The sequence below is a fragment of the Kitasatospora sp. NBC_00039 genome, assembly GCF_045160625.1.
Lineage (GTDB): Bacteria > Actinomycetota > Actinomycetes > Streptomycetales > Streptomycetaceae > Kitasatospora.
Map to the genome: position 1 here is coordinate 3,244,733 of NZ_CP108289.1, position 26,710 is coordinate 3,271,442.

General features: G+C 73.4%; 17 protein-coding genes. 1 reads left to right on the forward strand and 16 read right to left on the reverse strand.

What is annotated here, in order from left to right:
• Positions 1 to 342 precede the first annotated feature (342 nt).
• From OG286_RS14365 to OG286_RS14375, 3 genes are all read right to left on the reverse strand, one after another.
• On the reverse strand, positions 343 to 1,455 hold the full coding sequence (locus tag OG286_RS14365) for a branched-chain amino acid aminotransferase (RefSeq protein WP_396326084.1): 1,113 nt from the start codon (positions 1,453 to 1,455) through the stop codon (positions 343 to 345).
• Between the two features lie 239 nt (positions 1,456 to 1,694).
• On the reverse strand, positions 1,695 to 2,732 hold the full coding sequence (locus OG286_RS14370) for a 3-isopropylmalate dehydrogenase (RefSeq protein WP_396326083.1): 1,038 nt from the start codon (positions 2,730 to 2,732) through the stop codon (positions 1,695 to 1,697).
• Positions 2,733 to 2,794: 62 nt separating this feature from the next.
• The gene (locus OG286_RS14375; protein WP_396326082.1) at positions 2,795 to 2,935 is read right to left on the reverse strand and encodes a hypothetical protein; all 141 of its coding nucleotides are present in this window, start codon (positions 2,933 to 2,935) and stop codon (positions 2,795 to 2,797) included.
• Positions 2,936 to 3,187: 252 nt separating this feature from the next.
• Here OG286_RS14375 and OG286_RS14380 point away from each other — a divergent pair, with 252 nt between their 5' ends.
• Positions 3,188 to 5,671, forward strand: coding sequence for a YfhO family protein (locus tag OG286_RS14380; RefSeq protein WP_405361419.1), 2,484 nt, complete (start codon positions 3,188 to 3,190; stop codon positions 5,669 to 5,671).
• Between the two features lie 135 nt (positions 5,672 to 5,806).
• Here OG286_RS14380 and OG286_RS14385 read toward each other — a convergent pair whose 3' ends face one another.
• The 13 genes from OG286_RS14385 to gatC form a co-directional block, all read right to left on the reverse strand.
• A complete protein-coding gene (locus OG286_RS14385) occupies positions 5,807 to 9,199 on the reverse strand; it encodes a S8 family serine peptidase (RefSeq protein WP_396326080.1) in 3,393 nt (1,130 codons plus the stop codon).
• Between the two features lie 234 nt (positions 9,200 to 9,433).
• Positions 9,434 to 9,595 carry a hypothetical protein gene (locus OG286_RS14390; RefSeq protein ID WP_396326079.1) on the reverse strand — a complete coding sequence of 54 codons (162 nt, stop codon included), beginning with the start codon at positions 9,593 to 9,595 and terminating at the stop codon, positions 9,434 to 9,436.
• Positions 9,596 to 9,932: 337 nt separating this feature from the next.
• Positions 9,933 to 11,522 (reverse strand): phosphoglycerate dehydrogenase, encoded by a 1,590-nt coding sequence (gene serA / locus OG286_RS14395; protein ID WP_396326087.1) that lies wholly within the window; start codon positions 11,520 to 11,522, stop codon positions 9,933 to 9,935.
• 251 nt (positions 11,523 to 11,773) lie between these two features.
• Entirely contained in the window at positions 11,774 to 12,772 is a 999-nt protein-coding gene (gene ilvC, locus OG286_RS14400; protein WP_396326078.1) for a ketol-acid reductoisomerase, read from the reverse strand.
• A 138-nt stretch (positions 12,773 to 12,910) separates the two neighbouring features.
• A complete protein-coding gene (gene ilvN / locus OG286_RS14405) occupies positions 12,911 to 13,435 on the reverse strand; it encodes an acetolactate synthase small subunit (RefSeq protein WP_329927879.1) in 525 nt (174 codons plus the stop codon).
• A 71-nt stretch (positions 13,436 to 13,506) separates the two neighbouring features.
• The gene (locus OG286_RS14410) at positions 13,507 to 15,360 is read right to left on the reverse strand and encodes an acetolactate synthase large subunit (RefSeq protein ID WP_396326077.1); all 1,854 of its coding nucleotides are present in this window, start codon (positions 15,358 to 15,360) and stop codon (positions 13,507 to 13,509) included.
• 331 nt (positions 15,361 to 15,691) lie between these two features.
• Positions 15,692 to 18,658 carry a putative bifunctional diguanylate cyclase/phosphodiesterase gene (locus OG286_RS14415; protein ID WP_396326086.1) on the reverse strand — a complete coding sequence of 989 codons (2,967 nt, stop codon included), beginning with the start codon at positions 18,656 to 18,658 and terminating at the stop codon, positions 15,692 to 15,694.
• Positions 18,659 to 19,094: 436 nt separating this feature from the next.
• Positions 19,095 to 22,136, reverse strand: a complete 3,042-nt coding sequence (locus OG286_RS14420; protein ID WP_396320945.1) for an AAA family ATPase — start codon at positions 22,134 to 22,136, stop codon at positions 19,095 to 19,097.
• A 131-nt stretch (positions 22,137 to 22,267) separates the two neighbouring features.
• On the reverse strand, positions 22,268 to 22,432 hold the full coding sequence (locus OG286_RS14425) for a hypothetical protein (protein WP_396320944.1): 165 nt from the start codon (positions 22,430 to 22,432) through the stop codon (positions 22,268 to 22,270).
• 297 nt (positions 22,433 to 22,729) lie between these two features.
• On the reverse strand, positions 22,730 to 24,238 hold the full coding sequence (gene gatB, locus OG286_RS14430) for an Asp-tRNA(Asn)/Glu-tRNA(Gln) amidotransferase subunit GatB (protein ID WP_405361415.1): 1,509 nt from the start codon (positions 24,236 to 24,238) through the stop codon (positions 22,730 to 22,732).
• 76 nt (positions 24,239 to 24,314) lie between these two features.
• Complete coding sequence (locus OG286_RS14435) at positions 24,315 to 24,554, reverse strand: hypothetical protein (protein WP_396320942.1); 240 nt, start codon at positions 24,552 to 24,554, stop codon at positions 24,315 to 24,317.
• The gene (gene gatA / locus OG286_RS14440) at positions 24,551 to 26,044 is read right to left on the reverse strand and encodes an Asp-tRNA(Asn)/Glu-tRNA(Gln) amidotransferase subunit GatA (RefSeq protein WP_396320941.1); all 1,494 of its coding nucleotides are present in this window, start codon (positions 26,042 to 26,044) and stop codon (positions 24,551 to 24,553) included. The genes OG286_RS14435 and gatA overlap by 4 nt, the downstream gene beginning before the upstream one ends.
• 5 nt (positions 26,045 to 26,049) lie before the next feature.
• Positions 26,050 to 26,346: an Asp-tRNA(Asn)/Glu-tRNA(Gln) amidotransferase subunit GatC gene (gene gatC, locus OG286_RS14445; protein ID WP_035845952.1), complete on the reverse strand. Its 297-nt coding sequence runs from the start codon at positions 26,344 to 26,346 to the stop codon at positions 26,050 to 26,052.
• Between the last annotated feature and the right edge of the window lie 364 nt (positions 26,347 to 26,710).

Genomic DNA, 26,710 nt, shown 5'->3' on the forward strand with positions numbered 1-26,710 from the left:
CTCTGCCGGTTTCGGGGACCCGGCTCCACTGTCCAGCATCCCGCGCGCACCCGGTGTCCCTCGGCCCCTTGTGGGGGCTTCGGCCGGTCCGGGGCACTGTGCCGATTGGGGCTGAGCCCAAAAAGCGAAAAGACCCCTCGCGGGTGCGAGAGGTCTGCGCGCGGGTCTGGACGCTGGTGGTCGCTCCGCATCGGGTACTGCGGAAGCGGTCACTGCGGACCGGCGCGCCTGCTGCCAATAATCAGCGAAAGCGAGGACACGTTCGCAGTGTGGCACACCGATCCGGGGTCCGGCCCGGCCGTCTCGGTATCCGAAACGGCACAGGCCGGACGGGGTGCCGAATCAGACGATCTTGTGCAGCCAGCCGTGGGTGTCGGGGGCCTGGCCGCCCTGGATCGCGAGCAGGGTCCTGCGCAGCTCCATGGTGACCGGGCCGGGCTCGCCGGTGCCGACCGTCCAGTCGCCGCCGACCGACTTGACCGAGCCGACGGGGGTGATGACGGCCGCGGTGCCGCAGGCGAAGACCTCGGTGAGGGTGCCGTCGGCGTTGCCCCGGCGCCACTCCTCGGTGGAGATCTTCCGCTCCTCGACCGCGTAGCCGAGGTCGGCGGCGAGCTGGAGCAGCGAGTCGCGGGTGATGCCGGGCAGCAGGGCGCCGGAGAGCTCGGGGGTGACGATCTTCACGTCCTTGCCCTCGCCGAAGACGAAGTACAGGTTCATGCCGCCCATCTCCTCGATCCACCGGTGCTCGGCGGCGTCGAGCCAGACGACCTGGTCGCAGCCCTTGGCGGCGGCCTCGGCCTGGGCGACCAGGGACGCGGCGTAGTTGCCGGCGCACTTGGCGGCACCGGTGCCGCCCGGCGCGGCGCGGACGTAGTCCTCGGAGAGCCAGACCGAGACGGGCTTGACGCCACCGGGGAAGTAGGCACCGGCCGGCGAGGCAATGATCATGAAGAGGTAGGAGTTGGCCGGGCGGACACCCAGGCCGACCTCGGTTGCGAACATGAACGGCCGGAGGTAGAGGCTCTGCTCCGGCTCGTTCGGGACCCAGCCCTGCTCCTGCTGGACCAGCAGCTCGACCGCCTCGACGAAGGTCTCGACCGGCAGCTCCGGCATCGCCAGACGGCGGGCGGAGGCCTGGAAGCGGGCGGCGTTGGCCTCCGGGCGGAAGGTGGAGATCGAACCGTCGGTCTGGCGGTACGCCTTGAGGCCCTCGAAGATCGCCTGGCCGTAATGGAGCGTCATGTTCGCCGGGTCGATCTCCAGCGGCGCGTACGGCGCCAGCTGGGCATCGTGCCAGCCCAGGCCCTCGGTCCAGCGGATGGTGACCATGTGGTCGGTGAAGATGCGTCCGAAGCCGGGGTTGGTCAGCCGGGCCTCGCGCTCCGCGTCGGACAGCGGGTGGGCGGAGGGCTTGAGGTCGAACGTGATGGGCGCCTGGGTGGGCGTGCTCATGGCTGTGTGTCCTTCACCGTGGGGTTGGTCCGGGCCGCCTCCGTCGGGTGAACGTTTCGGCGAACGAACGCACGACGGCACGGCCCACTGTCGATACTCGCATCCAGAGGGCCGTGCCGAACAGTCGCGGGCTCCTTGGGGAGCTGCAAGCTGTCGTTATGCGGTCCGGCCCGTCAGCCGGAACACGTGGTGTCGGTTCCGGCCCGCTAGCCGGAGCACCGCTCGTCGGTTCCGGCCCGCTAGCCGGATACTCGGGCGGCGAGCGCGTCGCCGACCTGGGCGGTCGTACGGGTGCCGGCGCGGTCGGCGAGGTCCGCGGCGACCGCGGCCTCGACCTTGGCGGCCTCGGCGGCGAAACCGAGGTGCTCCAGCAGCATGGCGACCGAGAGCACGGTGGCGGTCGGGTCGGCCTTGCCCTGGCCCGCGATGTCCGGCGCCGAGCCGTGCACGGGCTCGAACATCGACGGGAAGTCGCCGCTGGGGTTGATGTTGCCGCTGGCCGCGAGGCCGATGCCACCGGTGACGGCGGCGGCCAGGTCGGTCAGGATGTCGCCGAACAGGTTGTCGGTGACGATGACGTCGAACCGCTCGGGCTGGGTGACGAAGAAGATGGTCGCCGCGTCGACGTGCAGGTAGTCGGTGGTGACCTCGGGGAACTCCCGGCCGACCTGCTCGAAGATCCGGGTCCACAGGTGACCGGCGTGCACCAGCACGTTGTTCTTGTGGACGAGCGTGAGCTTCTTGCGCGGACGCGCCTGGGCCCGGCGGTAGGCGTCCCGGACGACCCGCTCGATGCCGTACGCGGTGTTGAGGCTGACCTCGGTGGCCACCTCGTGCTCGGTCCCGGTGCGCAGCGTGCCGCCGTTGCCGACGTACGGGCCCTCGGTGCCCTCGCGGACGACCACGAAGTCGATGTCCGGCTCGCCGGCCAGCGGCGACTTCACGCCGGGGAAGAGCCGGCCGGGGCGCAGGTTGATGTGGTGGTCGAAGGCGAACCGCAGCTTCAGCAGCAGCCCGCGCTCCAGCACACCCGACGGCACGCTCGGGTCGCCGATGGCGCCGAGCAGGATCGCGTCGTGGGTCTTCAGCTCCGCCAGCACGCTGTCCGGCAGCGTCTCGCCGGTGCGGTGGTAGCGCCGGGCGCCGAGGTCGTACTCGGTCGTCTCCAGCTTCACGTCGGCGGGCAGTGCGGCACCGAGGACCTTGAGGCCTTCGGCCACCACTTCCTGGCCGATTCCGTCACCAGGGACAACTGCGAGGCGAATGGTGCGAGACATGTTCGGACCCTACTCCGGCGTCCCAGGGGCTGACACCTGGCGTCCACTATCCGGACGAACGGTCAGGTGAGGTCGATGTCCACCGGGAACGGCCGTTCGAGCTTCAGCTGCTTGTGGTGGATCCCGGTCAGACCGTAGGACATCGTGGCCGGGTCGAGCTCGTAGGTGTGGACGACCGGACGCCCCTCGTCGTCACCCTCCACCCGCCAGAAGATCCGGCAGCCGGTCGAGGTCCTCGGCGGTGTACCCCTCGGCCGGGGGACGGAGCCAGTCCGGGTAGGGCTCGATGGTCATGATTCCTCCCATGCCGGCATCCTGGCGATCGTTCTCAGGCTACTCGGCGGGTTCGCCCGTACGTCCCTCCCACGAGGGCGCGCGTGAGACACCACTCGCGCCGGGGGCGCGCTTATGCTCGCGGGCATCCGGTCCGGCATTCCTCGCAGAACGGGGCAACCATGGGCTCGCGGTGGCGGGAGGCACGGGCCTGCGGGGTGGCCGGGGTCGCGGCCATGGCGGGGTACGCGCTCGCGGCAGCCTTCCGGGGGGCGTGGCCGCCGGAGTCGGCGCAGACGGCGGTGCCGTTCCACGCCCAGCTCTGGGACCTCGTGCACGGGCGCTCCCCCGGCGACCTGCTGTTCAACTGGAACAGCGGCTACGGGGCGCCGTTCCTCGCCGACTTCTTCGCCTACCTGATGAACCCGTTCTCCTGGCTGGCGGTCCTGCTGCCGCGCAGCCAGGGGCAGTTCGCGGTGTTTCTGGTGGAGCTCCTCAGCATCGGGCTCGGCACCGGCCTGATGACGTACGCGCTGGGGCGGCTGCACGCCGGGCCGCACTGGCTGCGGGCGCTCGCCGCCGTCGGCTACGGGCTCTGTGCCTGGGTGCCGACCGTCGGCGGGACGGCCCCGATGTGGCTCTGGGGCCTGGTCTCGCTGCCGCTGCTCGTCCTGGCCGGCGACTGGTGCCTGCGCGAGCGGCGCTGGGTGGCCGGCACCCTCTGCGTCGCGCTCGCCTGGGCGGGGAACCTCTACACCGCCGCGATGGCCACCATCACGGCCGGCCTGGTGCTCGCAGTCCGTCTGCCGGCCGTCCGGCGGCCGTTCAAGACACTCGTCCGGGTGACCGGCCGGGCCGTCACCATGGCCGTCGCCGGGGTGCTGCTCGCCGCGCCCGTCCTGTTCGTCGCCGTGCGGGCCGCGCAGGAGGCCCAGCCGGAGTCCCCGGTGCAGCCGCTCGGCCCGTCCGGGCTCGGCGGGCACCTGGCCCAGCTGCTGCCGGGCACCCACGGCGGCCCGCCCGTCCCGGACGTCTCGGTCGGCCTGTTCGGCCTGCTGCTGGTGGCCGGGCTGCCGTTCAACCGCCGGGTGCGGGCCCGCGAACGGATCGCCTGGTGCGGGCTGCTGGTGCTCGTCGTGCTCACCTTCGTCTGGACGCCCACCGTCCTGGTCTGGCACGGCCTGGCGATCCCGGCCGGCGGCCCCTACCGGGCGGCCTTCGCGCTCAGCGGCCTGCTGGTGCTGGCCGGCTGGGTCTCGCTGGCGCACCGGCCGGACACCCCGACCCTGCTCGGCGGGGCCGCGGTGGTGCTGCTGGTGGCCGCCGTCGCTGCGGGCCGGCACTCGGTGCCGGCGTCCGCCTGGGTGCTGCTGACGGTCGGCGGGGCCGTCCTGATCGCCGCGCTCCGGACGCTGGACCACCGGCACACCGACCGGCGGGCGGGCGCCGCGGCCACGGTGGCGCTGGGCTGTGTGGTGCTCGGCGGCGCGGTCTGGTCCTCGTACACCGCGCTGGGCACCCCGGCCTCCGGCACCGCCTCCGGGGCGCCCGTCCGGGCCGGGTACGCGGCCCTGCAACAGGCCGCCGACTGGCCGCGCGCCCGCGCCGACCCCGGCCCGCACGCCTTCACCCCGAACGACCCGCTGCTGCTCGACGGCCAGGGCGGCGGCTATTCCAGCGGCTACCTGCCCACCGTCACCGCGCTGCTGCTGCACGACCTCGGCGCGGGCTGGACGGCCGGCGGGCGGCAGACCGAGAGCGTCACCGATCCGGTCGGACAGACCCTGTTCGCCGTCCGCACCCACCTCGCCGACGGGCCCCCGCCTGACGGCTTCACCGTCGGCCGGGCCGCCGCTCCCCCGCTGGTCACCGTCCTGCCACCGGGGGCGGCGACCGACACCTCCTCGGTGTGGTCCCGGCAGGAGTCACTGCTCGGCAGCCGGGTGTACGACGCGCCCGAGCCCGTCCCGGCCGGCGGCCCGGCACCGGCCGCGCACGGCGGCAGCGGCTGGTCCGTCCCCGCCACCCCGGCCGGCTCGGACGGCACCGCGTTCACGGCGGCCTGCACGCCGGGCGGCACCGCGTACTTCCACGGGGTCTGGTTCGACGGCACGGTGAGCGGGCTCGGCACCACCTACCGCAGCGACGGCGAGCAGCCGACCACGGCCGTGCCCGTCCACCTGCTGGGGCCGGTGCCGGCCGACGGCGTCGTCCGGGTGGTGCTTCGCGCGGACACCGTCACCCAGGTCCCGGCCCGGCCGGTCGGCTGCCTGCGGCCCGGAGCGCTGGACGCCGCCGTCGTGCGGCTCACCGCCACCGGTGCCACCGGGGTCACCGCGGGCGGACACACCCTCACCGCCTCCCTCCAGCAGGGCAGCACCGGGACCGCGCTGCTCTCCGTCCCGGCCACCACCGGCTGGACCTGCTCGGCCGGCGGCGGCCCGTACGCGGCGCCGCGGGCCGTCCTGGGCATGATCGGCGTCCCGCTCGGGCCGGGCGCCGACCGGATCACCTGCTCCTTCCGCCCGCCCGGCCTCACCGAGGGCCTCACCGTCGCCCTCGCCTCCGCCACGGTCACCACCCTCACCGCGGTCTTCGGCCGCCTCCGCCACCGCCCCACCCGGACACCGCGCCGGGTCCGCCGCAGGGCGGCCGAGTGGCAGTGACGGGAGGAGCGGAGACCTCCGGGAGGAACGTGGGGCTGGAGGTCGCGCCGAGCCGGTTGCTCCGGGTGCGGGACGGGGCACCACGGAGCCGCCGCCCCTCGCGGGGGCGGCGGCTCCGTGGGCGGGGGCGGGGCGTCAGGGCAGGTTCAGGATCTGGCCCCGCCGGCCGTCGCGGTTGAAGTGGTGCAGGAGCAGCAGGCGCGAGGTGTCCCCGTCGGCCCGGCGGACGTCGAGGACGCTGCCCGGAGGCAGCGGCGCCGCCACCGCGGCGGGGCCGCCGGGGCCGGTGCGGACGTCGAGGGCGGGGTGGAGGACGTCGACGGTGAGGGTGGGCCGGGTGCCGCGCAGGCCGATGGCGGAGAAGGCCTCGGCCGGGTCGGGCTTGCCGGCGGTCGCGGCGCCCGTCCAGAGGCCGTAGCGCACGGTGCTGTGGCCGGCCTTCACGCCGGGCAGGGCGCTCAGCCGGACGGGGAGCACCAGCACGTCGCTGTCGAGCAGTTCGGTGTCGGTGTCGCCCCAGCGGGCGTTGAGCGGCTGGACGTCCAGCTCGGTGCCCGTGCGGGCGTCCACCGTGCGGGCGACCAGGACGTCGCTGCCCCGCTGCCGGTCGGCCTTGACGAAGACGTCCGTGGTGCCGTCCCCGTCGGTGTCGAGCGAGGCCCGGACGGCGAAGACGCCGACCGGGGTGGTGGCGGGGGCCCAGACCTGGGCGGCGAGGTAGAGCGTGCCCTGCCCGTCGCCCGCGGCGGGCGCGTCGGAGGCGGCTCCGACGGCGCGCAGGTTGGCGCCCCGGTCGCCGGGGCGTTCGACGCAGACGTCCTGCGGGGCCTGCGGTTCGGTGCTCTCCTCGGGGACGATGCCGGCGCCGGGGCCGACGGCGGCGCCGCTGCCGGGCGGGCAGTCGGGCCAGCGGGCGCCCTCGCCACCGAGGGCGAACGCGCTGAGCAGGCCGGGCTGTTCGCCGGGGGCCCCGGTGCCGCCGAGGAGGACGAACGCGCCGGAGTGGATGGTGCGGATCGGGGCGGCCGCGCTGAGCTCGGAGGCAGGCCGGGGGGCGGCGAGGACGGGGACCCGCAGCGCCGGCAGGGTGGCGTCGGACTCGGGGGTGAGCAGCAGCCGGCCGGAGAGTTCGCCCCGGTAGCTGCGGGCCTGGCCGCCCTGGAGGGTGGCGATGGTCGGGTCGGGGGTGCGGCCGAGCTGCCCGGGGACGACCAGGGTGACCCGGACGCGGGCGGTGCCGCCGGCCGGGACGTCGATCCGCTCGGGGGTGATCTCGTAGTGGGCGCCGGGCAGTTCGGTGGCGGCCGCGTAGCCGGTGCGGTAGGCCACGGCGGCGCCGGAGAGGTTGCGGACCTCGACCTCGCGGCCCTCCGTCCCGCGGGCTTCGCCGGGCGCCCCGCCGACCGCCACCACCCCGAAGGAGACGCCGACGCTGCCCTGGACCGCCCCCTCACCGGCCGCGTAGGCGATGGCGGGGGTGCGGACGGCGGCGTCGACCCGGGCCCGTCCGGCGCCGGTGCGCTCGGGGCCGTAGACCGGGCCGGTGCCGCCGTCGCCGAGCCAGGTGTCCCCGGCGGTGTTCATCAGCGCGGCCTTGAGCTGCTCGACCGTCCAGTCGGGGTGGGCGGCGCGGACGAGCGCGGCGAGGCCGGCGACGTGCGGGGTGGCCATCGAGGTACCGTCCTCGCGCCGGCCCCCGCCGCCGCTGCCGGCCTTGGCGGACCAGATGGTCTCGCCGGGCGCCGCCAGGTCGGGCTTGACCACGCCGGGCACGCCGATGCCGCGCGAGGTGAAGTCGGTGAGGGTGTCGGTGCGCTGCGGCTGGTCCTGGGAGACGACGCCGTGCAGCGGGTTGCCGGGCGCGGCGAGCCGGATGTCGACCGGGCCGTCCGCCGCTCCCTGGCGCAGCCGTTCGCCGTCGGCGTGGGCGAGCAGGGCGACGGGGATGCGGTCGTTGCCGGCGATCTCGGCAAGGTGGTCGTCGTCGGCGGCGAGCAGGGCGCCGATCGCGCCGGCGTCGGCGGCATGGTCGGCGCGCGGGCCGGAGCCGCAGGCGCGTTCGGACTCCCGGGTGCGCCAGGCGAGCACGGCGATCCTGCCGGCGAGCCGCTGCCTGTCGGCCTCGGTGAAGGCGGTGCAGCCGTCGGCCTGGTCGGCGGGCAGGGCCAGCCGACCGGCCACGTCGGCGGTGGACCAGCCCTGGTAGCGGCCGCTCCAGTGGGCCGGGACGGTGCCGGCGAGCGGCTCGGGGGCGAGCACGGTGAGGCCGTCGGCGTCGCTGTGCGCGTCGACCGAGGCGGCGACGGCGAGGGCCCGGGCGGCGGTGCCCGGGCTGCCGCCGATGCCGTAGACGTCGCCCTCGTTGCCGGCTGCCGCGACCACCAGGGTGCCCAGTTCGGCGAGGTGGTCGACGGCGACGGCGTCGGCGTCGTCGGTGGAGCCGAAGCGACTGCCGAGGGAGAGGTTGACGACGTCGAGCCGGTCGCCGAGGTCGCCGTCGCCGTCCGGGTCGGCGGCGACGTCGAGGGCCTGGGCGAGCTGGTCGGTCGCGCCGTCGCAGCCGAAGACGCGGATCGCGTACAGCTGGGCGCCGGGTGCGGCGCCGGGGCCGACCTTGAAGCCGGCCGGGTCGAGGCCGGGCCGGTAGGGGCCGGCGTACGGGTGGCCGTCGGCGGTGACGCCGAGCCCGGCGGCGGTGCCGGCGACGTGGGTGCCGTGGCCGTTGAGCGCGCAGTCGATCGGGTTGGCGTCGGGGTGCGGGTCGGGCTGGTAGTGCGGGGCGGACGGGTCCGGGTTGTAGTCGTCGCCCACCAGGTCCCTGCCGCCGACCACCTTGGCGTTGGGGAAGAGGTCCGCGGGGGCGGGCTTGGCACCGTCGACGGCCCGGAAGGCCTCCTCGGTGCCGGGGCCGCCGAAGTCGGCGTGGGTGTAGTCGATGCCGCTGTCGATGACGCCGATCCGCACGCCCTGCCCGGTGTTGCCGCCGGCCCCGCCGTCCGCGGAGGGGCCGGACCACACCGCGGGTGCGCCGGTGAGCGGCACGGAGTAGGCGTTGTCCCGCTGCTTGCGGACGATCGGGTGGACGGCCCGGACTCCCGGCAGCGCGCGCAGGGCGGGCAGCCGGTCGGCGGGCACGGTGACGGCGAGACCGGTGAGCAGGGTACGGGTGCGGTAGAGCTCGCGGGCGGTGGGCGCCGCGTCGTGGACGGCGCCGGCGAGCCGGTCGAGCGCGTCGGAGGCGCGCGACCGCTGCCCGGCGCCGGCCTGCGCGGCCTCCCGGCGGACGACCTCCGGGGAGCGCAGGCCCCGCCGCCCCTCGGCGGCCGCCCGCCGCCAGGCCGGTCCGGCCGCCTCGGTGGCGAGTTCCAGCAGGACGGAGGCCGAGCGCCCGGGCGGGGCGTCCGCAGCCGGCGGACTCGTCGGTGGACTGCCGGCCGCCGGGGCCGCGGTGAGCAGCACCGGCCCCGCCAGCAGGGCCAGGGTGAGTCCGATCCTGGCGATCGGACGACGGACGGGTGGCTGACGCACTGGGCCCTCTCCCCCGGCAAGGGGAACTGATCCGCACGCCGTGTCGCTGACGCCCGCCCGCGCGGACGTCGATCACCCCTCCGGGGCCCCACATATAGGAGACCGCGCCGGAGAGTGCGAGCAACTTCCCTCCAACGGGCGCTACTTGCACTCTCCTGGGTGACACGCCGTCAGCCCGCCCGGGCTATTCGGCGGATGAACGCCACGCACGGGAGCCACCCGCCCGGGAGTGGCTCAGAGGTGCCCGGTCACGCCGCCGTTGTCGCGGCGGTCCAGGGCGCGCTGCAGGGCGTCGGCCGCGAAGGGCGGCCGCTCGGCCGCACGGCGCCGGCGCGGGGTGCGGGCGGGGGTGGCGGCGGGGGCGGGAGTGGCGTGGCGGTCCGCGGTGAGGGGCATACCGGGCTCCTTGAGTCGAATGCGCCAGGGCGGCGCAGAGGGTGGGGCACAAGGGGTGCCGTGCGAAGCACGCCGCAGGAAGGACTGGTGGGCGGCGGGAGGGCACGCGGAGCAGGGATCGCCTGCCCGTCGGGCGCACAGCGACACACGGGCCGCACACCCTGGCTACAGGGGCGGCGCACCGTATGGCTCTTCCACGGTACGACCCCGGCCCTGCCGTGTCTGCACGAATACTTGGATTTCCTAGTATCTGAGACGGGAGTCGTCCGCGGGCACGCAACAGGGCCCGGACCACCGGCGAACGGTGGTCCGGGCCCTGCGGGAGGAGCCTCTGGAATCAGGCGCCCAGGTCGACCGAGCGTGCGAAGCGGGCGCCGATCTCGGCGGCGATCGCGGACAGCACGTCCTGCGGGATCTGGCTGTCCACGGTGATGGAGGCCAGCGCGCCGCTGCCGTCGCGGGCCACCTGCATGCCGGCGATGTTGATACCGGCGTCGCCGAGGTGGCGGCCGAGGACGCCGACCACGCCCGGGCGGTCCTCGTACTTGAAGAACGCCATGTGGTCGGTGAGCGCGACGTCCACGTCGAAGGCGTCCACGCCGACGATCTTCTGGGTCTGCTTCGGGCCGGCCAGGGTGCCGGAGATGGCGATCTCGCTGCCGTCGGCCAGGGTGCCGCGGACGGTGATCACGTTGCGGTGCTCGGGGCTCTCGCTGGAGGTGGTCAGACGCACCTCGACACCGCGCTCCTGGGCGAACAGCGGGGCGTTGACGTAGGACACCGTCTCCGCCACCACGTCCTCGAACACGCCCTTGAGGGCGGACAGTTCGAGCACCTTGACGTCGTGCTGGGTGATCTCGCCGCGGACCTCGACGTCGAGCCGGACGGCCACCTCGCCGGCCAGCGCGGTGAAGATCCGGCCGAGCTTCTCCGCCAGCGGCAGGCCCGGGCGGACGTCCTCGGCGATCACGCCGCCCTGGACGTTGACCGCGTCCGGGACCAGCTCGCCGGCCAGCGCCAGGCGCACGGACTTGGCGACCGCGATGCCGGCCTTCTCCTGCGCCTCGTCGGTGGAGGCGCCCAGGTGCGGGGTGGCGACCACGTTGTCGAAGGCGAACAGCGGGGAGTCGGTGCACGGCTCCTTCGCGTACACGTCCAGGCCGGCGCCGGCCACCCGGCCGTCGCGCAGGGCGCCGGCGAGCGCCGCCTCGTCCACGATGCCGCCGCGGGCGGCGTTGACGATGCGGACGGTCGGCTTGACCTTGTGCAGCGCCTCGTCGCCGATCAGGCCGATGGTCTCCGGGGTCTTCGGGAGGTGGACGGTGATGAAGTCCGAGACCTCCAGCAGCTCCTCCAGCGAGACCAGCTTGACGCCCATCTGCGCGGCGCGGGCGGCCTGGATGTAGGGGTCGTACGCGACGATCTTCATGCCGAACGCGGACATCCGCTGGGCGACCAGCACGCCGATCCGGCCGAGGCCGACGACGCCGAGGACCTTCTCGCTCAGCTCGACGCCGGTGTACTTGTTGCGCTTCCACTCGCCCTGCTTGAGCGCGGCGTTGGCGGGCGCGATGTTGCGGGCGACCGAGATCAGCAGGCCGCAGGCGAGCTCGGCGGCGGTGACGATGTTGGAGGTCGGCGCGTTGACGACCATCACGCCGGCCTTGGTGGCGGCGGAGACGTCCACGTTGTCCAGGCCGACGCCGGCCCGGGCGACCACCTTGAGCTTGCGGGCGGCGGCGAGCGCCTCCGCGTCCACCTTGGTGGCGGAGCGGATCAGGACGGCGTCCACGTCGGCGATCGCGGTCAGCAGCTCGGTGCGGTCGGCACCGTTGCAGTGGCGGATCTCGAAGTCGGGCCCGAGGGCGTCGACGGTGGCGGGCGACAGCTCTTCGGCGATCAGTACAACGGCGTTTTTGGATGTCACAGTGCTCACGACAGTGTGGTCCTTAACTGTCCGGTTCTCCCCGGCACGAAGGTGGCGTGGAAGGCGGGGGGAAGGTGGCATGCCGCGTAGGTAGACGCACGACGCTGTGGGCCTGACGCGCACTCGGAAGTGTATCGACGGGCTGGGTGCCAGGCTGCTCCCGTCCGGCGAAATCACCCGGACGGGAGCAGCCTAGTTGTACAAGGGCCCTACGGAACGGAGCAGAGCCCGGCTGGGGCGGGGACGGAGGCTCAGGCCTCTTCCTTCACCCAGCTCATCAGCTTCCGGAGCTTCTTGCCGGTGGTCTCCAGCAGGTGGTCCTCGTCGGCCTTCTTGTACTCGTTGTACTTGGGCAGACCGGCCTTGTACTCGGCGATCCAGGTGTTGGCGAAGGTGCCGTCCTGGATCTCGGTGAGGACCTTCTTCATCTCGGCCTTGGTGGCGTCGGTGATGATGCGGGGGCCGGTGACGTAGTCGCCCCACTCGGCGGTCTCGGAGACCGACCAGCGCATCTTCTCCAGGCCGCCCTCGTACATCAGGTCGACGATGAGCTTCAGCTCGTGCAGGCACTCGAAGTAGGCGATCTCCGGCTGGTAGCCGGCCTCGACCAGGGTCTCGAACCCGGCCTTCACCAGGGCGGCGGTGCCACCGCAGAGGACGGCCTGCTCACCGAACAGGTCGGTCTCGGTCTCCTCGGTGAAGGTGGTCTTGATGACGCCGGCCTTGGTGGCGCCCAGGCCCTTGGCGTACGACAGCGCCAGCGCGAACGCGTTGCCGGAGGCGTCCTGCTCGACCGCGACGATCGCGGGGACGCCGCGGCCCTCCTCGTACTGGCGGCGGACCAGGTGGCCCGGGCCCTTCGGGGCGACCATGCAGACGTCGACGTCGGCCGGCGGCTTGATGAAGCCGAAGCGGATGTTCAGGCCGTGGCCGAAGAACAGGGCGTCGCCGGCCTTCAGGTGCGGGGCGATGTCCGCCTCGTAGACGTCGGCCTGGATCGGGTCCGGCACGAGGATCATGATGACGTCGGCCTCGGCGGCGGCCTCGGCGGGGGTGACGACGCGCAGGCCGGCCTCCTCGGCCTTCTGGCGCGACTTCGACTCCGGCTTCAGGCCGACCCGGACATCGGCGCCGGAGTCGCGCAGGGACAGCGCGTGGGCGTGGCCCTGGCTCCCGTAGCCGATGACCGCGACCTTGCGGCCCTGGATGATGGACAGGTCGGCGTCGTCTTCGTAGAACAGCTCGGCCACGGGGGCACATCTCCTTGCGTGATGGTCTTGCCGGGTACTGCGATTCCTACGGTACGTGGACCCGGCGGGGGTGTGGGGCGGTGCTTCAGGGGGTGAGACGGGCTCCAGGCCGAGCCTGGCGGGCCGCGTCCTCGGGGGTCACGCGCTCCGGTCGAGGGCGCGCAGCGAGCGGTCGGTGATCGAACGGGCTCCGCGCCCGATCGCGACCAGGCCGGACTGGACCAGCTCCTTGATGCCGTACGGCTCCAGCATCCGGAGCATGGCCTCCAGCTTGTCCGAGCTGCCGGTGGCCTCGATGGTCACCGCGTCCGGGGACACGTCGACAGTCTTGGCGCGGAACAGCTGGACGATCTCGACGATCTGCGACCGGGTCTCGTTGTCGGCGCGGACCTTCACCAGGACCAGTTCCCGCTGGATCGCAGCGGACTGGTCGAGCTCGACGATCTTTATCACGTTGACGAGCTTGTTGAGCTGCTTCGTGACCTGTTCCAGCGGGAGGTCCTCGACGTTGACCACGATGGTCATCCGGGAGACGTCCGGGTGCTCCGTCGGGCCGACGGCGAGGGAGTCGATGTTGAAGCCCCGACGGGAGAACAGCGAGGCGATGCGGGCGAGCACGCCGGGCTTGTTCTCGACCAGGACGGAGAGGGTGTGCTTGGACATGTCTCTGGGGTTCCTCGGTCGCTCGGAGGGGCCCGGCGCAGCCGGACGTGAGAAGGGTGGCGGTGGACGGGCTACTCGGAGTCGTCGCCGAAGTCGGGGCGCACGCCCTTGGCGAACTGGATCTCGTCGTTGCTGGTGCCGGCCGCGACCATCGGCCAGACCATGGCGTCCTGGTGGACGATGAAGTCGATGACGACCGGGCGGTCGTTGATCTCCATCGCCTGCTTGATCACCGCGTCCAGGTCCTCCGGGCGCTCGCAGCGCAGGCCGACGCAGCCCATCGCCTCGGAGAGCATCACGAAGTCGGGGATCCGGGTGCCCTGGGCCGGCGGCTCGATGCCGTCGTGGCCGGGGCCCGCGTGCAGCACGGTGTTGGAGTACCGCTGGTTGTAGAAGAGGGTCTGCCACTGGCGGACCATGCCCAGCGAGCCGTTGTTGATGACCGCGACCTTGATCGGGATGTCGTTCAGGGCACAGGTGACCAGCTCCTGGTTGGTCATCTGGAAGCAGCCGTCGCCGTCGATCGCCCAGACCGCCGTCTCCGGGCGGCCCGCCTTGGCACCCATGGCGGCGGGGACGGCGTAGCCCATGGTGCCCGCGCCGCCCGAGTTGAGCCAGGTGGCCGGCTTCTCGAACTGGATGAACTGCGAGCTCCACATCTGGTGCTGGCCGACACCCGCGGCATAGATCGCGTCCGGGCCGACCAGCTTGCCGATCCGCTCGATGACCTGCTGCGGGGAGAGCTGGCCGGCCGGGGCCGGCTCATAGCCCAGCGGGTAGGTCTTCTTCCACTCGTTGAGCTTGACCCACCAGTCCGCGTAGTCGCCCTTGTGGCCGGCGTCGAACTCGGCCTGGACGGCGACGATCAGGTCGGCCAGCACCTCGCGGGCGTCGCCGACGATCGGCACGTCGGCCGGGCGGTTCTTGCCGATCTCGGCCGGGTCGATGTCGGCGTGGACGACCTTGGCGTACGGGGCGAAGCCGTCCAGCTTGCCGGTGACGCGGTCGTCGAAGCGGGCGCCGAGGGTGAACAGCAGGTCCGACTTCTGCAGCGCGGTGACCGCCGGGACGGAGCCGTGCATGCCGGGCATGCCGAGGTGCTGCGGGTGGCTGTCGGGGAAGGCGCCGAGCGCCATCAGGGTGGTGACCACCGGGGCGCCGGTCAGCTCGGCGAGGATCCGCAGCTCGGCCGTGGCGTTCGCCTTGATCACACCGCCGCCGACGTACAGCACCGGGCGCTTGGCGCCGACCAGCATCTTCGCGGCCTCGCGGATCTGCTTGGCGTGCGGCTTGGTCACCGGGCGGTAGCCGGGCAGCGAGGTCTCGGCCGGCCAGCGGAAGGTGGTGGTGGCCTGCAGCGCGTCCTTGGCGATGTCGACCAGGACGGGGCCGGGGCGGCCGGTCGCGGCGATGTGGAACGCCTCGGAGATCACCCGGGGGATCTCGGCCGGGTCGGTGACGAGGAAGTTGTGCTTGGTGATCGGCATCGTGATGCCGCAGATGTCCGCCTCCTGGAAGGCGTCGGTGCCGATCGCCTTGGAGGCGACCTGCCCGGTGATGGCCACCATCGGCACCGAGTCCATGTAGGCGTCGGCGATCGGGGTCACCAGGTTGGTCGCGCCCGGGCCGGAGGTGGCCATGCAGACACCGACCTTGCCGGTGGCCTGGGCGTACCCGGTGGCGGCGTGGCCGGCACCCTGCTCGTGGCGGACCAGGATGTGACGCACCTTGGTCGAGTCCATCAGCGGGTCGTACGCGGGAAGGATGGCCCCGCCCGGGATGCCGAAGACGGTGTCCGCGCCCACGGCCTCCAGCGAGCGGATGAGCGACTGGGCGCCGGTCATGGTCTCGACGACGTGCTGGGGAGCGGGAGCGTGGGCGGCCGGGGTGTCCCCGCGGCGGGGGGATGCGGCGTGCTCAGTCATCTGCCTGTCTCTTCTCGGTTTTTGCCGGCCCGGGTGGTTGCGGGCCCCGGTCTTTCGAGGGTGGGGTCCCGGTGGTCGGGCCGATCGCCGGCTCTGCCCCAATCGTCCCCCTTTTCCCGCTGATTCGGGGCGGTCGGGGGCGGCCGGGGCCAGTGGTCTTGCGGAGTGGAACAGCGTCAGTGCAACAAAAAACCCCTCGTGCCAAGGGCATGCGAGGGGTGGCGCGTCGGTCTCTCACGAGTCGGGCATGGCCCGCTCAGCCGACGCGCCCGCCAAGTACGAGAATTCGGGTGCGCATGGCAACGACCTTCCTCCCGTGCGGGGCCGACTGTCAAGCAGGTGGGACGACAGTCTCGCCATGCGGACCATGCCCCGGCCCCCTCACGGCGCGGTGTTCGGGCAGGTCGGAGCCACTGTGGTGATGTACGACACGCCCTCCGGCGGACTCCCCGCGGACACCCGTCCGGGTGTCCGCGGCGAGGTACGCGCGGCGGGCCGAGAGCGAGCCGAACGGCCGCGGCAGCGGGTACACCCGGCGGACCAGCGCGCGCCGCAGCCTGGTCTCGTCCAGCGGCGGGGCGAAGGCCGAGCCCTGACCCTGCCGGCAGCCCAACTCCTGGAGCAGGGAGACCTGGCGCGGCAGGTCCACCCCCTCGGCGGCGGTGACCAGGCCGAGGTCGCGGCCGAGCCGCAGGGCGTGCCCGGCCAGCGTCCGGCTGAGCCCCGACTCGCCGAGGCCCTGGACGAGCGTGCGGTCCAGCTTGAGCCCGTCGAAGGGCAGCCGGGCCAGCGCACCGAGCGAGCCGTGGCCGGCCCCGAAGCCGGCCAGGGCGGTGGAGACGCCGAGCCGGCGCAGCGCGGCCAGCCGGCGGCCGAGTTCGTCGGCCAGCCCGTCCGGGCCCATCCGGGCCACCTCGACGACCAGTTGGCCGGCCGGCAGCCCGCTGTCCCGCAGCGCGGCCACCACGGCCTCGTACATACCGGGCGAGCAGAGCCGCTCGGCCGAGAGCCGGACCGAGACCGGGACGGGGGTCGGCGCCGAGCGGGTTCTGACCGGCAGCCCGCGCCGCAGCGCCGCGGCGGTCACCGCCTCGTGGATCAGCCAGCGGGAGAACCGGGTGGCCGCGTCGCCGTGCTCGGCGGAGCGCAGGAACTCGGCGGGGGTCAGCAGCAGGCCCTGGGCCGAGCGCCACCGGGCCTGTGCCTCGACACTGGTGACGGCGCCGGAGGAGAGGTCCACCACGGGCTGGTGCAGCAGCGTGAAGCCGCCCTCCCGGACGGCGACCCGCAGCCGCTCCTCCAGTTCGGTGCGGCGTTCCAGGTCGGCCCGCATGGCCGGGGTGTAGAGCACCACCCGGCCCTTGCCCTCGGACTTGGCCCGGTACATCGCGAGGTCGGCGTTGCGCATCAGCTCGTCGGCGGCGGCTCTGGGGTCGGCGGCCGGGCCGCGCTCGGGGGTGCCGAAGGCGATGCCGATGCTGGCCGCGACGGCGAGTTCGGCGCCGCCGATCCAGTACGGCTCGGAGAGCGCGACCCTCAGCCGCTCGGCGAGCTCCTGGACCTGGAGGCGGCCGAGCGGGCCGCAGACCAGGGCGGCGAACTCGTCCCCGCCGAAGCGGGCGACGGTGTCGCCGCACCGGACGGCGCCCTGCAGCCGGCGCGCGGCCTGCACCAGCAGCTCGTCTCCGACCTGGTGGCCGGCGCTGTCGTTGACCGCCTTGAAGCCGTCCAGGTCGAGGAAGAGCACGGCGACCCCGGTGCCCGCCTCGCCCTGCTGTCCGCGCGCGGCGAGGGCGCCCCGCAGGCGCTGGGCGAAGAGCGCCCGGTTGGGCAGGTCGGTGAGCGGGTCGTGGAAGGCGTTGTGCTGCAACTGGGCCTGGAGTATCACGCGTTCGGTGACGTCCCGGCTGTTCAGGATCAGGCCGTCGCGGTACCGGTTGACGGTCGACTCGACGTGCAGCCACTCGCCGGTGCCGGAGCTGATCCGGCACTCCACGCGGGCCGCGGACGCCTCGGCGGCGGCGCCCGGCGAGCGGTGCGCCAGCAACCGGCCGCGGGCCAGGAAACGGCGGACCTCCAGCAGCACCCGGTCGACGTCCTCGGGGTGGACGAGGTCCAGCAGGTTCCCGCCGACCAGCTCCTCCGGGTCCCGCCCGTAGACGCCGAGCGCGGCCGGGGAGACGTAGGAGAGCACGCCGTTGGCGCCGGCGATCATGATGACGTCGCTGGAGCCCTGCACCAGGGAGCGGAAGTGCGCCTCCTTGTGCGCGAGCTCCTGCGCCAGCGAGAGGTTGTCCAGCAGCATCACGCCCTGCCGCAGGATCAGTGCCAGGCCGACGGTGCAGGCGGCGGCGGCCACCACCCGGTCCAGCGCGCGGCCGCCGAGGGCGTTGTAGAGGATGCCGGCGGTGCAGACCGCGGCCGCCGCGTACGGGGTGAGGGCACTGAAGGTGGTGGCCACCCGGCGGCGCGGCAGGCCCCCGGCCGAGGGGTGCTCGCGCAGCGGGCGGCGCCAGCGCGAGGACCACGGCGCGCAGGCGAGCAGCAGGCTTCCGGCGAACCAGCCCGCGTCCAGGAGCTCCCCCGAGTGGTAGCTGTTGCGCAGCTCGGGGGAGGTGAAGAGGGCGTCGCAGAGCACGGTGACGGCCAGGCCGATCATCGCGGTGTGGACCGCCGCCCGGTTGCCGTCGCGGCCGCCGAAGCGCAGCCCGACCACCAGGCTGACCAGCAGGATGTCCAGCACCGGGTAGGCCAGGTTGAGGGCGAGGCACAGCGGGGAGCCGACCTCGCCGGCGGCGATCCGGCCGAGCGCCAGGCTCCAGCTGAGGGTGAACAGCGAGCCGGCCACCAGCCAGCCGTCCAGCATCAGGCAGAGCCAGCCGGCGGCACTGCGCGGGCGCTGGGCGAGGACCAGCACGCCGGTGATGGCGAGCGGGGCGAACAGCAGGAAGGCGTACTCGGCGAGCGAGTCCTGCGGCAGCTGGGTGCGCTCGACCAGCTCGTACCAGCCCCAGGTGCCGTTGCCGAAGGCGACCATGAGCGAGGAGAGGCCGAACAGCAGCCAGGCCGGCCGGGCGTGGCCGCCGATCGTGCAGCCGTACGCGAGGCAGGACACCGCGGCCGCGAGGGCGGCCGCGGCCAGGCCGAAATCACCCATGAAGATGGCGAGTTGGCGGGACCCCCAGCCCAGGGCCGCGCCCGTCGCGTAGGCCAGGCAGAGGGCGCCGAGGACGGCGCCGGGCAGGCTGCGGCTGTCGAGCAGCCGGCGGACCGGGCTTGGCCGCGCGGTTGCGGACATGTCGGTGTCCGGTACACCCGGCCGTCCGGCCCCGGGCAGCACCGCATCGGTGGAGCTCACTCGGCCTCTCCCCCTCCGGCCCGGGGCCTGGCGCCCCGGCCACGGGCCACCGGCCGCGCACCTGGTGGCCGTACGCGGTGGCCTGGCGCCCCGTCGGGGCGGTGGCCCAGGGGGTGGACGGCCTGCCGGCCGACGCACCGCACCGATGTTCCCACTCGGGACCCTACACCACTTCGGTCACTCAATGACACGCACACTCCACTTAGAGTAATGGTGCGTGAGTGGGGAATTGCACCCGAATCGGCCGGAACGGGCCGGTTGGCGGGGGCGCACGGGAAGGGGCTCACGCGGCGCGCACAGGAGCACGTGGAGGCGCCCGCCGGCCGCACCCCCCGGTTCGGGCGGTGCGGCCGGCGGGCGCCGACGGCGGCCCGGCTCAGCGGCCGGCGGGCGCCAGGTCCTCCGGGAAGAGCCGCAACCGGTGGGCCAGCGCGGCGGCCTCGCCCCGGCCGGCCACCGCGAGCTTGCCGAGGATGTTGGAGACGTGCACGCTCGCGGTCTTCGGGGAGATGTACAGCTCCTCCGCGATCTGCCGGTTGGTGCGACCCCGGGTGAGCAACCGGAGCACGTCCCGCTCACGGGGGGTGAGACCGAGGGAGTCGCCGGCCGGCGCCGGCTTGGCAGGCGTGGCCGCCCGGGCGGTGAGCGCCAGGCCGGCCCGCTCGGCCAGGCCGGTGATCTCGGCCAGCAGCGCGCTGTCGGACCGCACCCCGGCCAACGTCCTTGCCTCGCGCAGCAGTTCGGTGCCCGACTCCCGGCAGCCGACCAGCACATCGGCCTCCGCGGCGCGCATCAGCGCCACCGCCAGCGGGCCCGGCAGCCCGGTCGGCCGCAGCGCCTCGACGGCGGCCGCCCAGTGCGCCGGGGTGTCGGTGCCCTCGGCGCGGGCCAGTTCGGCCTCCAGCAACCGGGCCCAGCCGTGGTGCAACGGCGCCTTCGGGGTCAGCCGGGCGGCCAGCTCGGCGATCTTCGCCAGCACCTCGGCCCGGCCCTCGGCGGCCTCCGGCAGGCCCCTGCTGTCGGCCTCGGCCGCGGCGCCGTCCACCAGCAGGGGGTAGAGCGCGGCCTCGTTCCCCGCGGGGACCGGGCCGTCGATCACGGCGAGCAGCTCGGCCCGGGCCTCCAGCGGTCGCCCGCCGCGGGAGGCGATCATCACCGCGAGCCGGGAGATCGGCACGGAGTGCTGGAACTGGCAGACCCGGTCCGAGGCCCGGGCCTGGGCCAACATGCCGGCCGCCGAGGGGAGGTCCCCGCGCATCAGGGCCAGCTCGCCCCGCAGCCGGTCGAGGAACTCGGCGTGGCTGCCCGGGTGCTGGGTCCGCTCGGCGCCGGCCAGCAGCTCGGCCGCCTCCTCGGTACGGCCGACGTCGATCAGCGCCTCGGCGAGGTTGCCGACCAGCAGGGTGCCGATGTTGCGCAGCAGGCCGGTGCCGTCGGCCGTCTCCAGCCCCTCCCGGGCGAGCGCCACGGCCTCCTCCGCGCGGCCGAGCGACTGCAACAGGCTGGCCAGGTTGTTGAGCCCGCGGAGCATGAGGTCCGGGACGCCGAGCTCGCGGGTGGCGGCGACCGCCTCGGTCAGCTCGGCGATGGCGGCGTCGGGGTCGTTCCCCAGGTCGTTGCGCAGGGTGCCGAGGGTCATCCGGGCGTGCTGCTCGACGGCGTGCGCCCCGACCTGGCGGGCGATCGCCGCAGCCCGCTCGGCGAGTTCGATGCTCTCGCCGGTGGGGCTGTTGAGCATGGCGATGCCGGCGCTCAGCGCGAACACCTCGGCCTGGACGGCGGACGGCGGCAGGTGCTCGACCAGGCGCCGGGCGTAGGCCGCCTCGTCCTGGTCCTTGGAGCGGTTCAGGTGGCCGAACATCCGGGCCCGGTTCATCCGGAACCAGGCCGCGCGGGCCGGGTCCCTGGTCTCGTCGACCAGCTTCAGCGCCCGCCGGGAGAGGCTCAGCCCGCGCTCGCGGTCCCCGCTGCGGCGGGCCGCGACCACCGCCTCGGCGAGCACGTCGACCAGCTGCAGCCGCTCGCAGTCCTGGTCGTGCGTCTCCACGTCGCAGGAGCACGGCGGGTAGGTCTCGGCCCAGTCGTACGGGCGCAGGGTGTGCTCCAGCACCTCCTCGGAAACCTCGTCCCACAGCTCCAGGGCGCGCTCCAGCATCCGAAGCTGCTCGGCGAAGGCGTTGCGCCGACGGGCGGCCCGGGCGGCGTCCAGCGCGCTCGGCAGGGCACGCGCGGGATCGTGCGCGTGGTACCAGTAGTTGGCCAGCCGGGCCGGGCGGACGTCGCTGCCGACCAGGTGCGGCTGCTCCTCCAGCGCGGTGGCGAAGCGGCGGTTGATCCGGTGCCGCTCGCCGGGCAGCAGGTCGTCGGAGACCGCCTCCCGGACCAGAGCGTGCCGGAACCGGTAGCCGTCGCCGTCGGTGTCCGGGCGCAGGATGTTGGCGCCGACCGCGGCGCGCAACGACTCGATCAGCCCCTCCTCGTCGTCCAGCACGGCGGCCAGCAGCGCGTGTTCGACGTAGGAGCCGCCCTCGGCGGCGATCCGCAGCACCCGCTGGGTCTCCTCGTCCAGCGCCTCGACCCGGACCAGCAGGATGTCCCGCAACGAGTCGGTGAGCCCGGTCGAACAGCCGTCCTGGAAGGCGGTCGCGAGCTCCTCGACGAAGAACGGGTTGCCCTCGGAGCGGCGGTGGATCCGGTCGACCAGCTGCCGGTCCGGATCGGTGGTACCGAGGATGCCGGCCAGCTGCGCGGCGACCTCGCCCGGGCCGAACCGCTCCAGCTCCATCCGCTGCACGGTGCGCAGCCGCTCCAGCTCGGCCAGGAACGGCCGCAGCGGGTGCCGCCGGTGCAGGTCGTCGGTGCGGTAGGTGGCGACCAGCAGGACGCGGGCGCGGTGCAGGGTGCGCACCAGGTAGGCGAACAGCTCCCGGGTGGAGCGGTCCGACCAGTGCAGGTCCTCGACGGCGAGCACGAGGGTACGGTCCGTGCCGAGCCGTTCGAACAGCCTCGCGGTGTGCTCGAACAGCCGGGCCCGGCCGTACTCGTCGTTGGGTTCGCCGTCGGCCTCGCCGAAGTCGGGCAGCAGCCGGGCGAGATGACCCTCCATACCGGCGGCGGCCACCTCCAGCTCGGCGCCCAGACCGCGGTGGAGCCGGCGCAGCGCGGTGGCCAGCGGTGCGTAGGGCAGCCCCTCGGCGCCGACCTCCAGACAGCCGCCGACGGTGGTGACCACTCTCCCGTCGCCGGTACAGGCGCGGGAGAGGAACTCCTCCAGCAGCCGGGTCTTGCCGACGCCGGCCTCGCCGCCGATCAGCACGGTCTGCGGGCTCCCGGAGCCGGCCCGCCGCAGCGCGTCTGTCAGATCGGTGATCTCCGTGCCACGGCCGACGAAGACGGGACTCACCGATATCTGCTGCATGGAGCTGAGCATGCCATAAGCCGATCCGCCCGGCCGAGGGGATATCCCACCTCCCGGACGCCCGGAAGGGGAGGCGCTGGACCGCGCCTCCCCTTCCGTCTCCGCCCCGGCCTCGGCCGGGTGGCGGCCCGTCAGCACTCGCGCAGGCGCGCGGTGCGCCGGTCGGCACGGGTGGCGACCAGGCGGCGGATCCCGCGGCCGGCCTTCGGGGCGACGGCCTCGCGGACCATCCGCTCGTGCTCGGCGCGGTGGCGGAGTTCGCTCTGGTGCTGCTGGATGAGCTCGTACTCGATCACGGTGTTTCCCCTCGTGGTGGTCTCTCGTTCTGAGGTAAAGACTCCTCTCCCAGGGGGGTGCACCACATCGGCAGCCTGCCGCATCTTCCGGGCGCCGATCGCCTTAGGGGGAGCCCCGGAAACGGTGAAGGCCCGGTTCTACCCCTCTTATGGGGGTGAAACCGGGCCTTAGACCGCACTAAGGCACCTTAGAAGGCCTTAGTCGCCTTAGAAACTCAGGCCGAGAAGCCGAACCGCTCCAGGCTTGCGGGCTCTGCCCGCTGCCCTTCCACGCCGGGCCGCTCCGGGCTGTTCCTACTACCCTTCCACGCCGAGCCGCTCCAGGATGAGGTCCTTCACGCGGGCCGCGTCGGCCTGGCCGCGGGTGGCCTTCATGACCGCGCCGACCAGCGCACCCACCGCGGCGACCTTGCCGTCGCGGATCTTGGCGGCGATCGCCTCGTTGCCGGCGATGGCCTGGTCGACGGCGGCACCGAGCGCGGAGTCGTCCGAGACGACGGCCAGGCCGCGCTTCTCGACGATCTCGTCCGGCTCGCCCTCGCCGGCCAGCACGGCCTCGATGACCTGACGGGCCAGCTTGTCGTTCAGCTTGCCCTCGGCGACCAGCGCGGTGACCCGGGCGACCTGCGCCGGGGTGATCGGCTGCTCACTCAGCTCGGTGCCGGTCTCGTTGGCCCGGCGGGCCAGCTCGCCCATCCACCACTTGCGGGCCTGGTCGGCCGGGGCGCCGGCGGCGATGGTCTCCAGGATCGGCTCGACCGCACCGGCGTTCAGCACCGACTGCATGTCCTTGTCGGACAGGCCCCACTCGCCCTGCAGCCGGGCCCGGCGCACGCGCGGCAGCTCGGGCAGGCCGGCCCGCAGCTCCTCGACCCACTCGCGCGAGGGTGCGATCGGGACGAGGTCCGGCTCGGGGAAGTAGCGGTAGTCCTCTGCGTTGTCCTTGATCCGGCCCGAGGTGGTGCTGCCGTCCTCCTCGTGGAAGTGCCGGGTCTCCTGGACGATCGTGCCGCCGTCGGTCAGGACGGTGGCGTGCCGCTGGATCTCGAACCGGGCGGCCCGCTCCACGCTGCGAAGCGAGTTGACGTTCTTGGTCTCCGAGCGGGTGCCGAAGGTCTCGGTGCCGTTGGGGCGCAGCGACAGGTTGACGTCGCAGCGCATCTGGCCCTTGTCCATCCGGGCCTCGGAGACGCCCAGCGCCTTGATCAGCTCGCGCAGCTCGGCGACGTACGCCTTGGCGACCTCGGGGGCGCGCTCGCCGGCGCCCTCGATCGGCTTGGTGACGATCTCGATCAGCGGGATGCCGGCCCGGTTGTAGTCGAGCAGCGAGTGGGTGGCGCCGTGGATCCGGCCGGTCGCGCCGCCGACGTGGCTGGACTTGCCGGTGTCCTCCTCCATGTGGGCGCGCTCGATCTCCACACGGAAGGTCGAGCCGTCCTCCAGCTGCACGTCGAGGTAGCCGTTGAAGGCGATCGGCTCGTCGTACTGCGAGGTCTGGAAGTTCTTCGGCATGTCCGGATAGAAGTAGTTCTTCCGGGCGAACCGGCACCACTCGGCGATCTCGCAGTTCAGCGCCAGGCCGATCTTGACGGCCGACTCCACGCCGATCGCGTTGACCACCGGAAGCGAGCCCGGCAGGCCCAGGCAGGTCGGGCAGACCTGGCTGTTCGGCTCGGCACCCAGCTCGGTCGAGCAACCGCAGAACATCTTGGTCTTGGTGCCCAGCTCGACGTGGACCTCAAGGCCCATCACCGGGTCGTACGACGCGAGAGCGTCCTCGTAGGAGACCAGGTTCATGACGCTCACAGCGTCCCCTTCGCTAAAAGTCTGTGGAGGTACGGGCCCGGCCGCGCACCGGGGTGCGGGCCGGGCCGGGGGCTTCTCAGCCCAGCAGCACGTCGTCGTCGCCGAGGCGGCGCAGTTCGCGCACGAGCAGGGCGGTGCCGGTGACCAGGGCCGCGGCGCCGACCAGGGCGTTGATCAGCTTGAGCGTGTCGTTCTCGCCGCGGGCCTTCTTCACGTCCTTGACGATCGAGACCGCGCCGAAGGCGCTGGTACCGATGGAAAGCCACAGGCCGGGCTTGCTGTGCTTGAAGCCCTTGGCCTTCTCGATCTTGCTCACAGTGCCGGTGCCTCCTCCAGCAGGGGGTGCCCCCACTTGTCGTTGAGTGCGGCCTCGACGGCGCCGCCCACGCGGTACAGGCGGTCGTCCGCCATCGCGGGTGCGATGATCTGCAGGCCGACCGGGAGATTGTCCTCCGGGGCCAGTCCGCAGGGCAGCGACATGGCCGCGTTGCCCGCGAGGTTCGACGGAATCGTGCACAGGTCGGCCAGGTACATCGCCATCGGGTCGTCGGCGCGCTCGCCGATCGGGAAGGCGGTGGTCGGCGTGGTCGGGGAGACCAGGACGTCCACGCCGGCGAAGGCGGCGTCGAAGTCGCGCGAGATGAGCGTGCGCACCTTCTGGGCCGAGCCGTAGTAGGCGTCGTAGTAGCCCGAGGAGAGGGCGTAGGTGCCCAGGATGATGCGGCGCTTCACCTCAGGGCCGAAGCCGGCCTCGCGGGTCAGGGCGGTGACGTCCTCGGCGGAGCGGGTGCCGTCGTCGCCGACCCGCAGGCCGTAGCGCATCGCGTCGAAGCGGGCCAGGTTGGACGAGGCCTCGCTGGGCGCGATCAGGTAGTACGCGGGCAGCGCCAGGGTGAACGACGGGCAGGAGACCTCGACGACCTCGGCGCCCAGCTCGCGCAGCAGCTCCACGGACTCGTCGAACCGCTGCATCACGCCGGCCTGGTAGCCCTCGCCTGCGAACTCCTTGACGACGCCGATCCGCATGCCGCGGATGTCGCGCCGCTTCGCCGCCTCGACCACGGCCGGGACCGGCGCGTTGATCGAGGTGGAGTCCAGCGGGTCGTAGCCGGCGATGGCCTCGTGCAGCAGTGCCGCGTCCAGCACGGAGCGGGCGCACGGGCCGCCCTGGTCCAGGCTGCTGGAGAACGCGACCAGGCCGTAGCGGGAGACCGAGCCGTAGGTCGGCTTCACGCCGACGGTGCCGGTCACGGCGCCGGGCTGGCGGATCGAGCCGCCGGTGTCGGTGCCGATCGCCAGCGGGGCCTCGTAGGCGGCCAGCGCGGCGGCAGAACCGCCGCCGGAGCCGCCGGGGATGCGGCTGAGGTCCCACGGGTTGCCGGTGGCGCCGTAGGCGGAGTTCTCGGTGGAGGAGCCCATCGCGAACTCGTCCATGTTGGTCTTGCCGAGGATGACCACGCCGGCGTCCTTGAGACGGGTGGTCAGGGTGGCGTCGTACGGCGGGATCCAGCCTTCGAGGATCTTGGAGCCGCAGGTGGTCGGCACACCCTTGGTGGTGAAGACGTCCTTCAGCGCGAGCGGGACGCCGGCCAGCGGGCCCAGCTCCTCGCCCTTGGCGCGCTTCTCGTCCACGGCCTTGGCGGCGCTCAGCGCGCCCTCCGTGTCGACGTGCAGGAAGGCATTGACCTTCTTGTCGACGGCCTCGATGCGGTCGAGGTGCGCCTGGGCGACCTCGACGGCGGAAACCTCGCCGTTGGCGATGGCGCTCGCGGTCTGAGCGGCGGTGTAGCGAATCAGCTCGGTCATCTCGGTCAGTCCTCCCCGAGGATCTGCGGCACACGGAAACGCTGCTCCTCGGCGGCGGGGGCGCCGGCCAGCGCCTGCTCCGGAGTGAGCGACGGCCGCACCTCGTCCGCGCGCATGACGTTGGTCAGCGGGAGCGGGTGGGAGGTCGGCGGGACGTCCTGTCCGGCGACCTCGGAAACGCGGGCGACCGCGCCGATGATCACGTCGAGCTGCTCGGCGAAGTGGTCCAGCTCTTCGGCCTGCAACTCCAGACGCGACAGCCGAGCGAGGTGGGCGACCTCCTCGCGCGTGATGCCAGGCATGCAGCGATCCTCAGGGTGAGTTCTGGTGAGGCCCGGCGGCGCGGTGAAGCGTGCCGGGCCCGGGCAGGAGCAGCCGGCTCGGCGCTCCCGTCCTCTTGGTCTGTGGCCCCATCCTATGGGGCCCGGCCCGGCCACCGGCCAACGAGTAACGCCGGGGCCCGGTCACCGCGGCGCGGCGCGACGGCTCCCCGCGGCGTCGGGGAGCGCCACTGCGGGCCGACCGGAGGCTAGTTCGGGCTTCCCGGCGCCCGGATCTCCATCTGCGCGGCCTGTGCGGCCTGGACCACGGGCGGCAGGACGGGCGGGACGACCGGGTTGATCACCGGGTTCATCACGGGCTGGATCCCGGCCTGGAGCACCGGCT

Bases quoted from the DNA above. Each gene is read 5' to 3' on its own strand.
- OG286_RS14420 (WP_396320945.1), bottom strand. From the start codon at position 22,136: ATGCAGCAGATATCGGTGAGTCCCGTCTTCGTCGGCCGTGGCACGGAG.
- OG286_RS14390 (WP_396326079.1), bottom strand. From the start codon at position 9,595: ATGCCCCTCACCGCGGACCGCCACGCCACTCCCGCCCCCGCCGCCACC.
- OG286_RS14410 (WP_396326077.1), bottom strand. From the start codon at position 15,360: ATGACTGAGCACGCCGCATCCCCCCGCCGCGGGGACACCCCGGCCGCC.
- OG286_RS14370 (WP_396326083.1), bottom strand. From the start codon at position 2,732: ATGTCTCGCACCATTCGCCTCGCAGTTGTCCCTGGTGACGGAATCGGC.
- ilvN (WP_329927879.1), bottom strand. From the start codon at position 13,435: ATGTCCAAGCACACCCTCTCCGTCCTGGTCGAGAACAAGCCCGGCGTG.
- OG286_RS14365 (WP_396326084.1), bottom strand. From the start codon at position 1,455: ATGAGCACGCCCACCCAGGCGCCCATCACGTTCGACCTCAAGCCCTCC.
- gatC (WP_035845952.1), bottom strand. From the start codon at position 26,346: ATGCCTGGCATCACGCGCGAGGAGGTCGCCCACCTCGCTCGGCTGTCG.
- gatA (WP_396320941.1), bottom strand. From the start codon at position 26,044: ATGACCGAGCTGATTCGCTACACCGCCGCTCAGACCGCGAGCGCCATC.
- OG286_RS14380 (WP_405361419.1), top strand. From the start codon at position 3,188: ATGGGCTCGCGGTGGCGGGAGGCACGGGCCTGCGGGGTGGCCGGGGTC.
- OG286_RS14415 (WP_396326086.1), bottom strand. From the start codon at position 18,658: ATGTCCGCAACCGCGCGGCCAAGCCCGGTCCGCCGGCTGCTCGACAGC.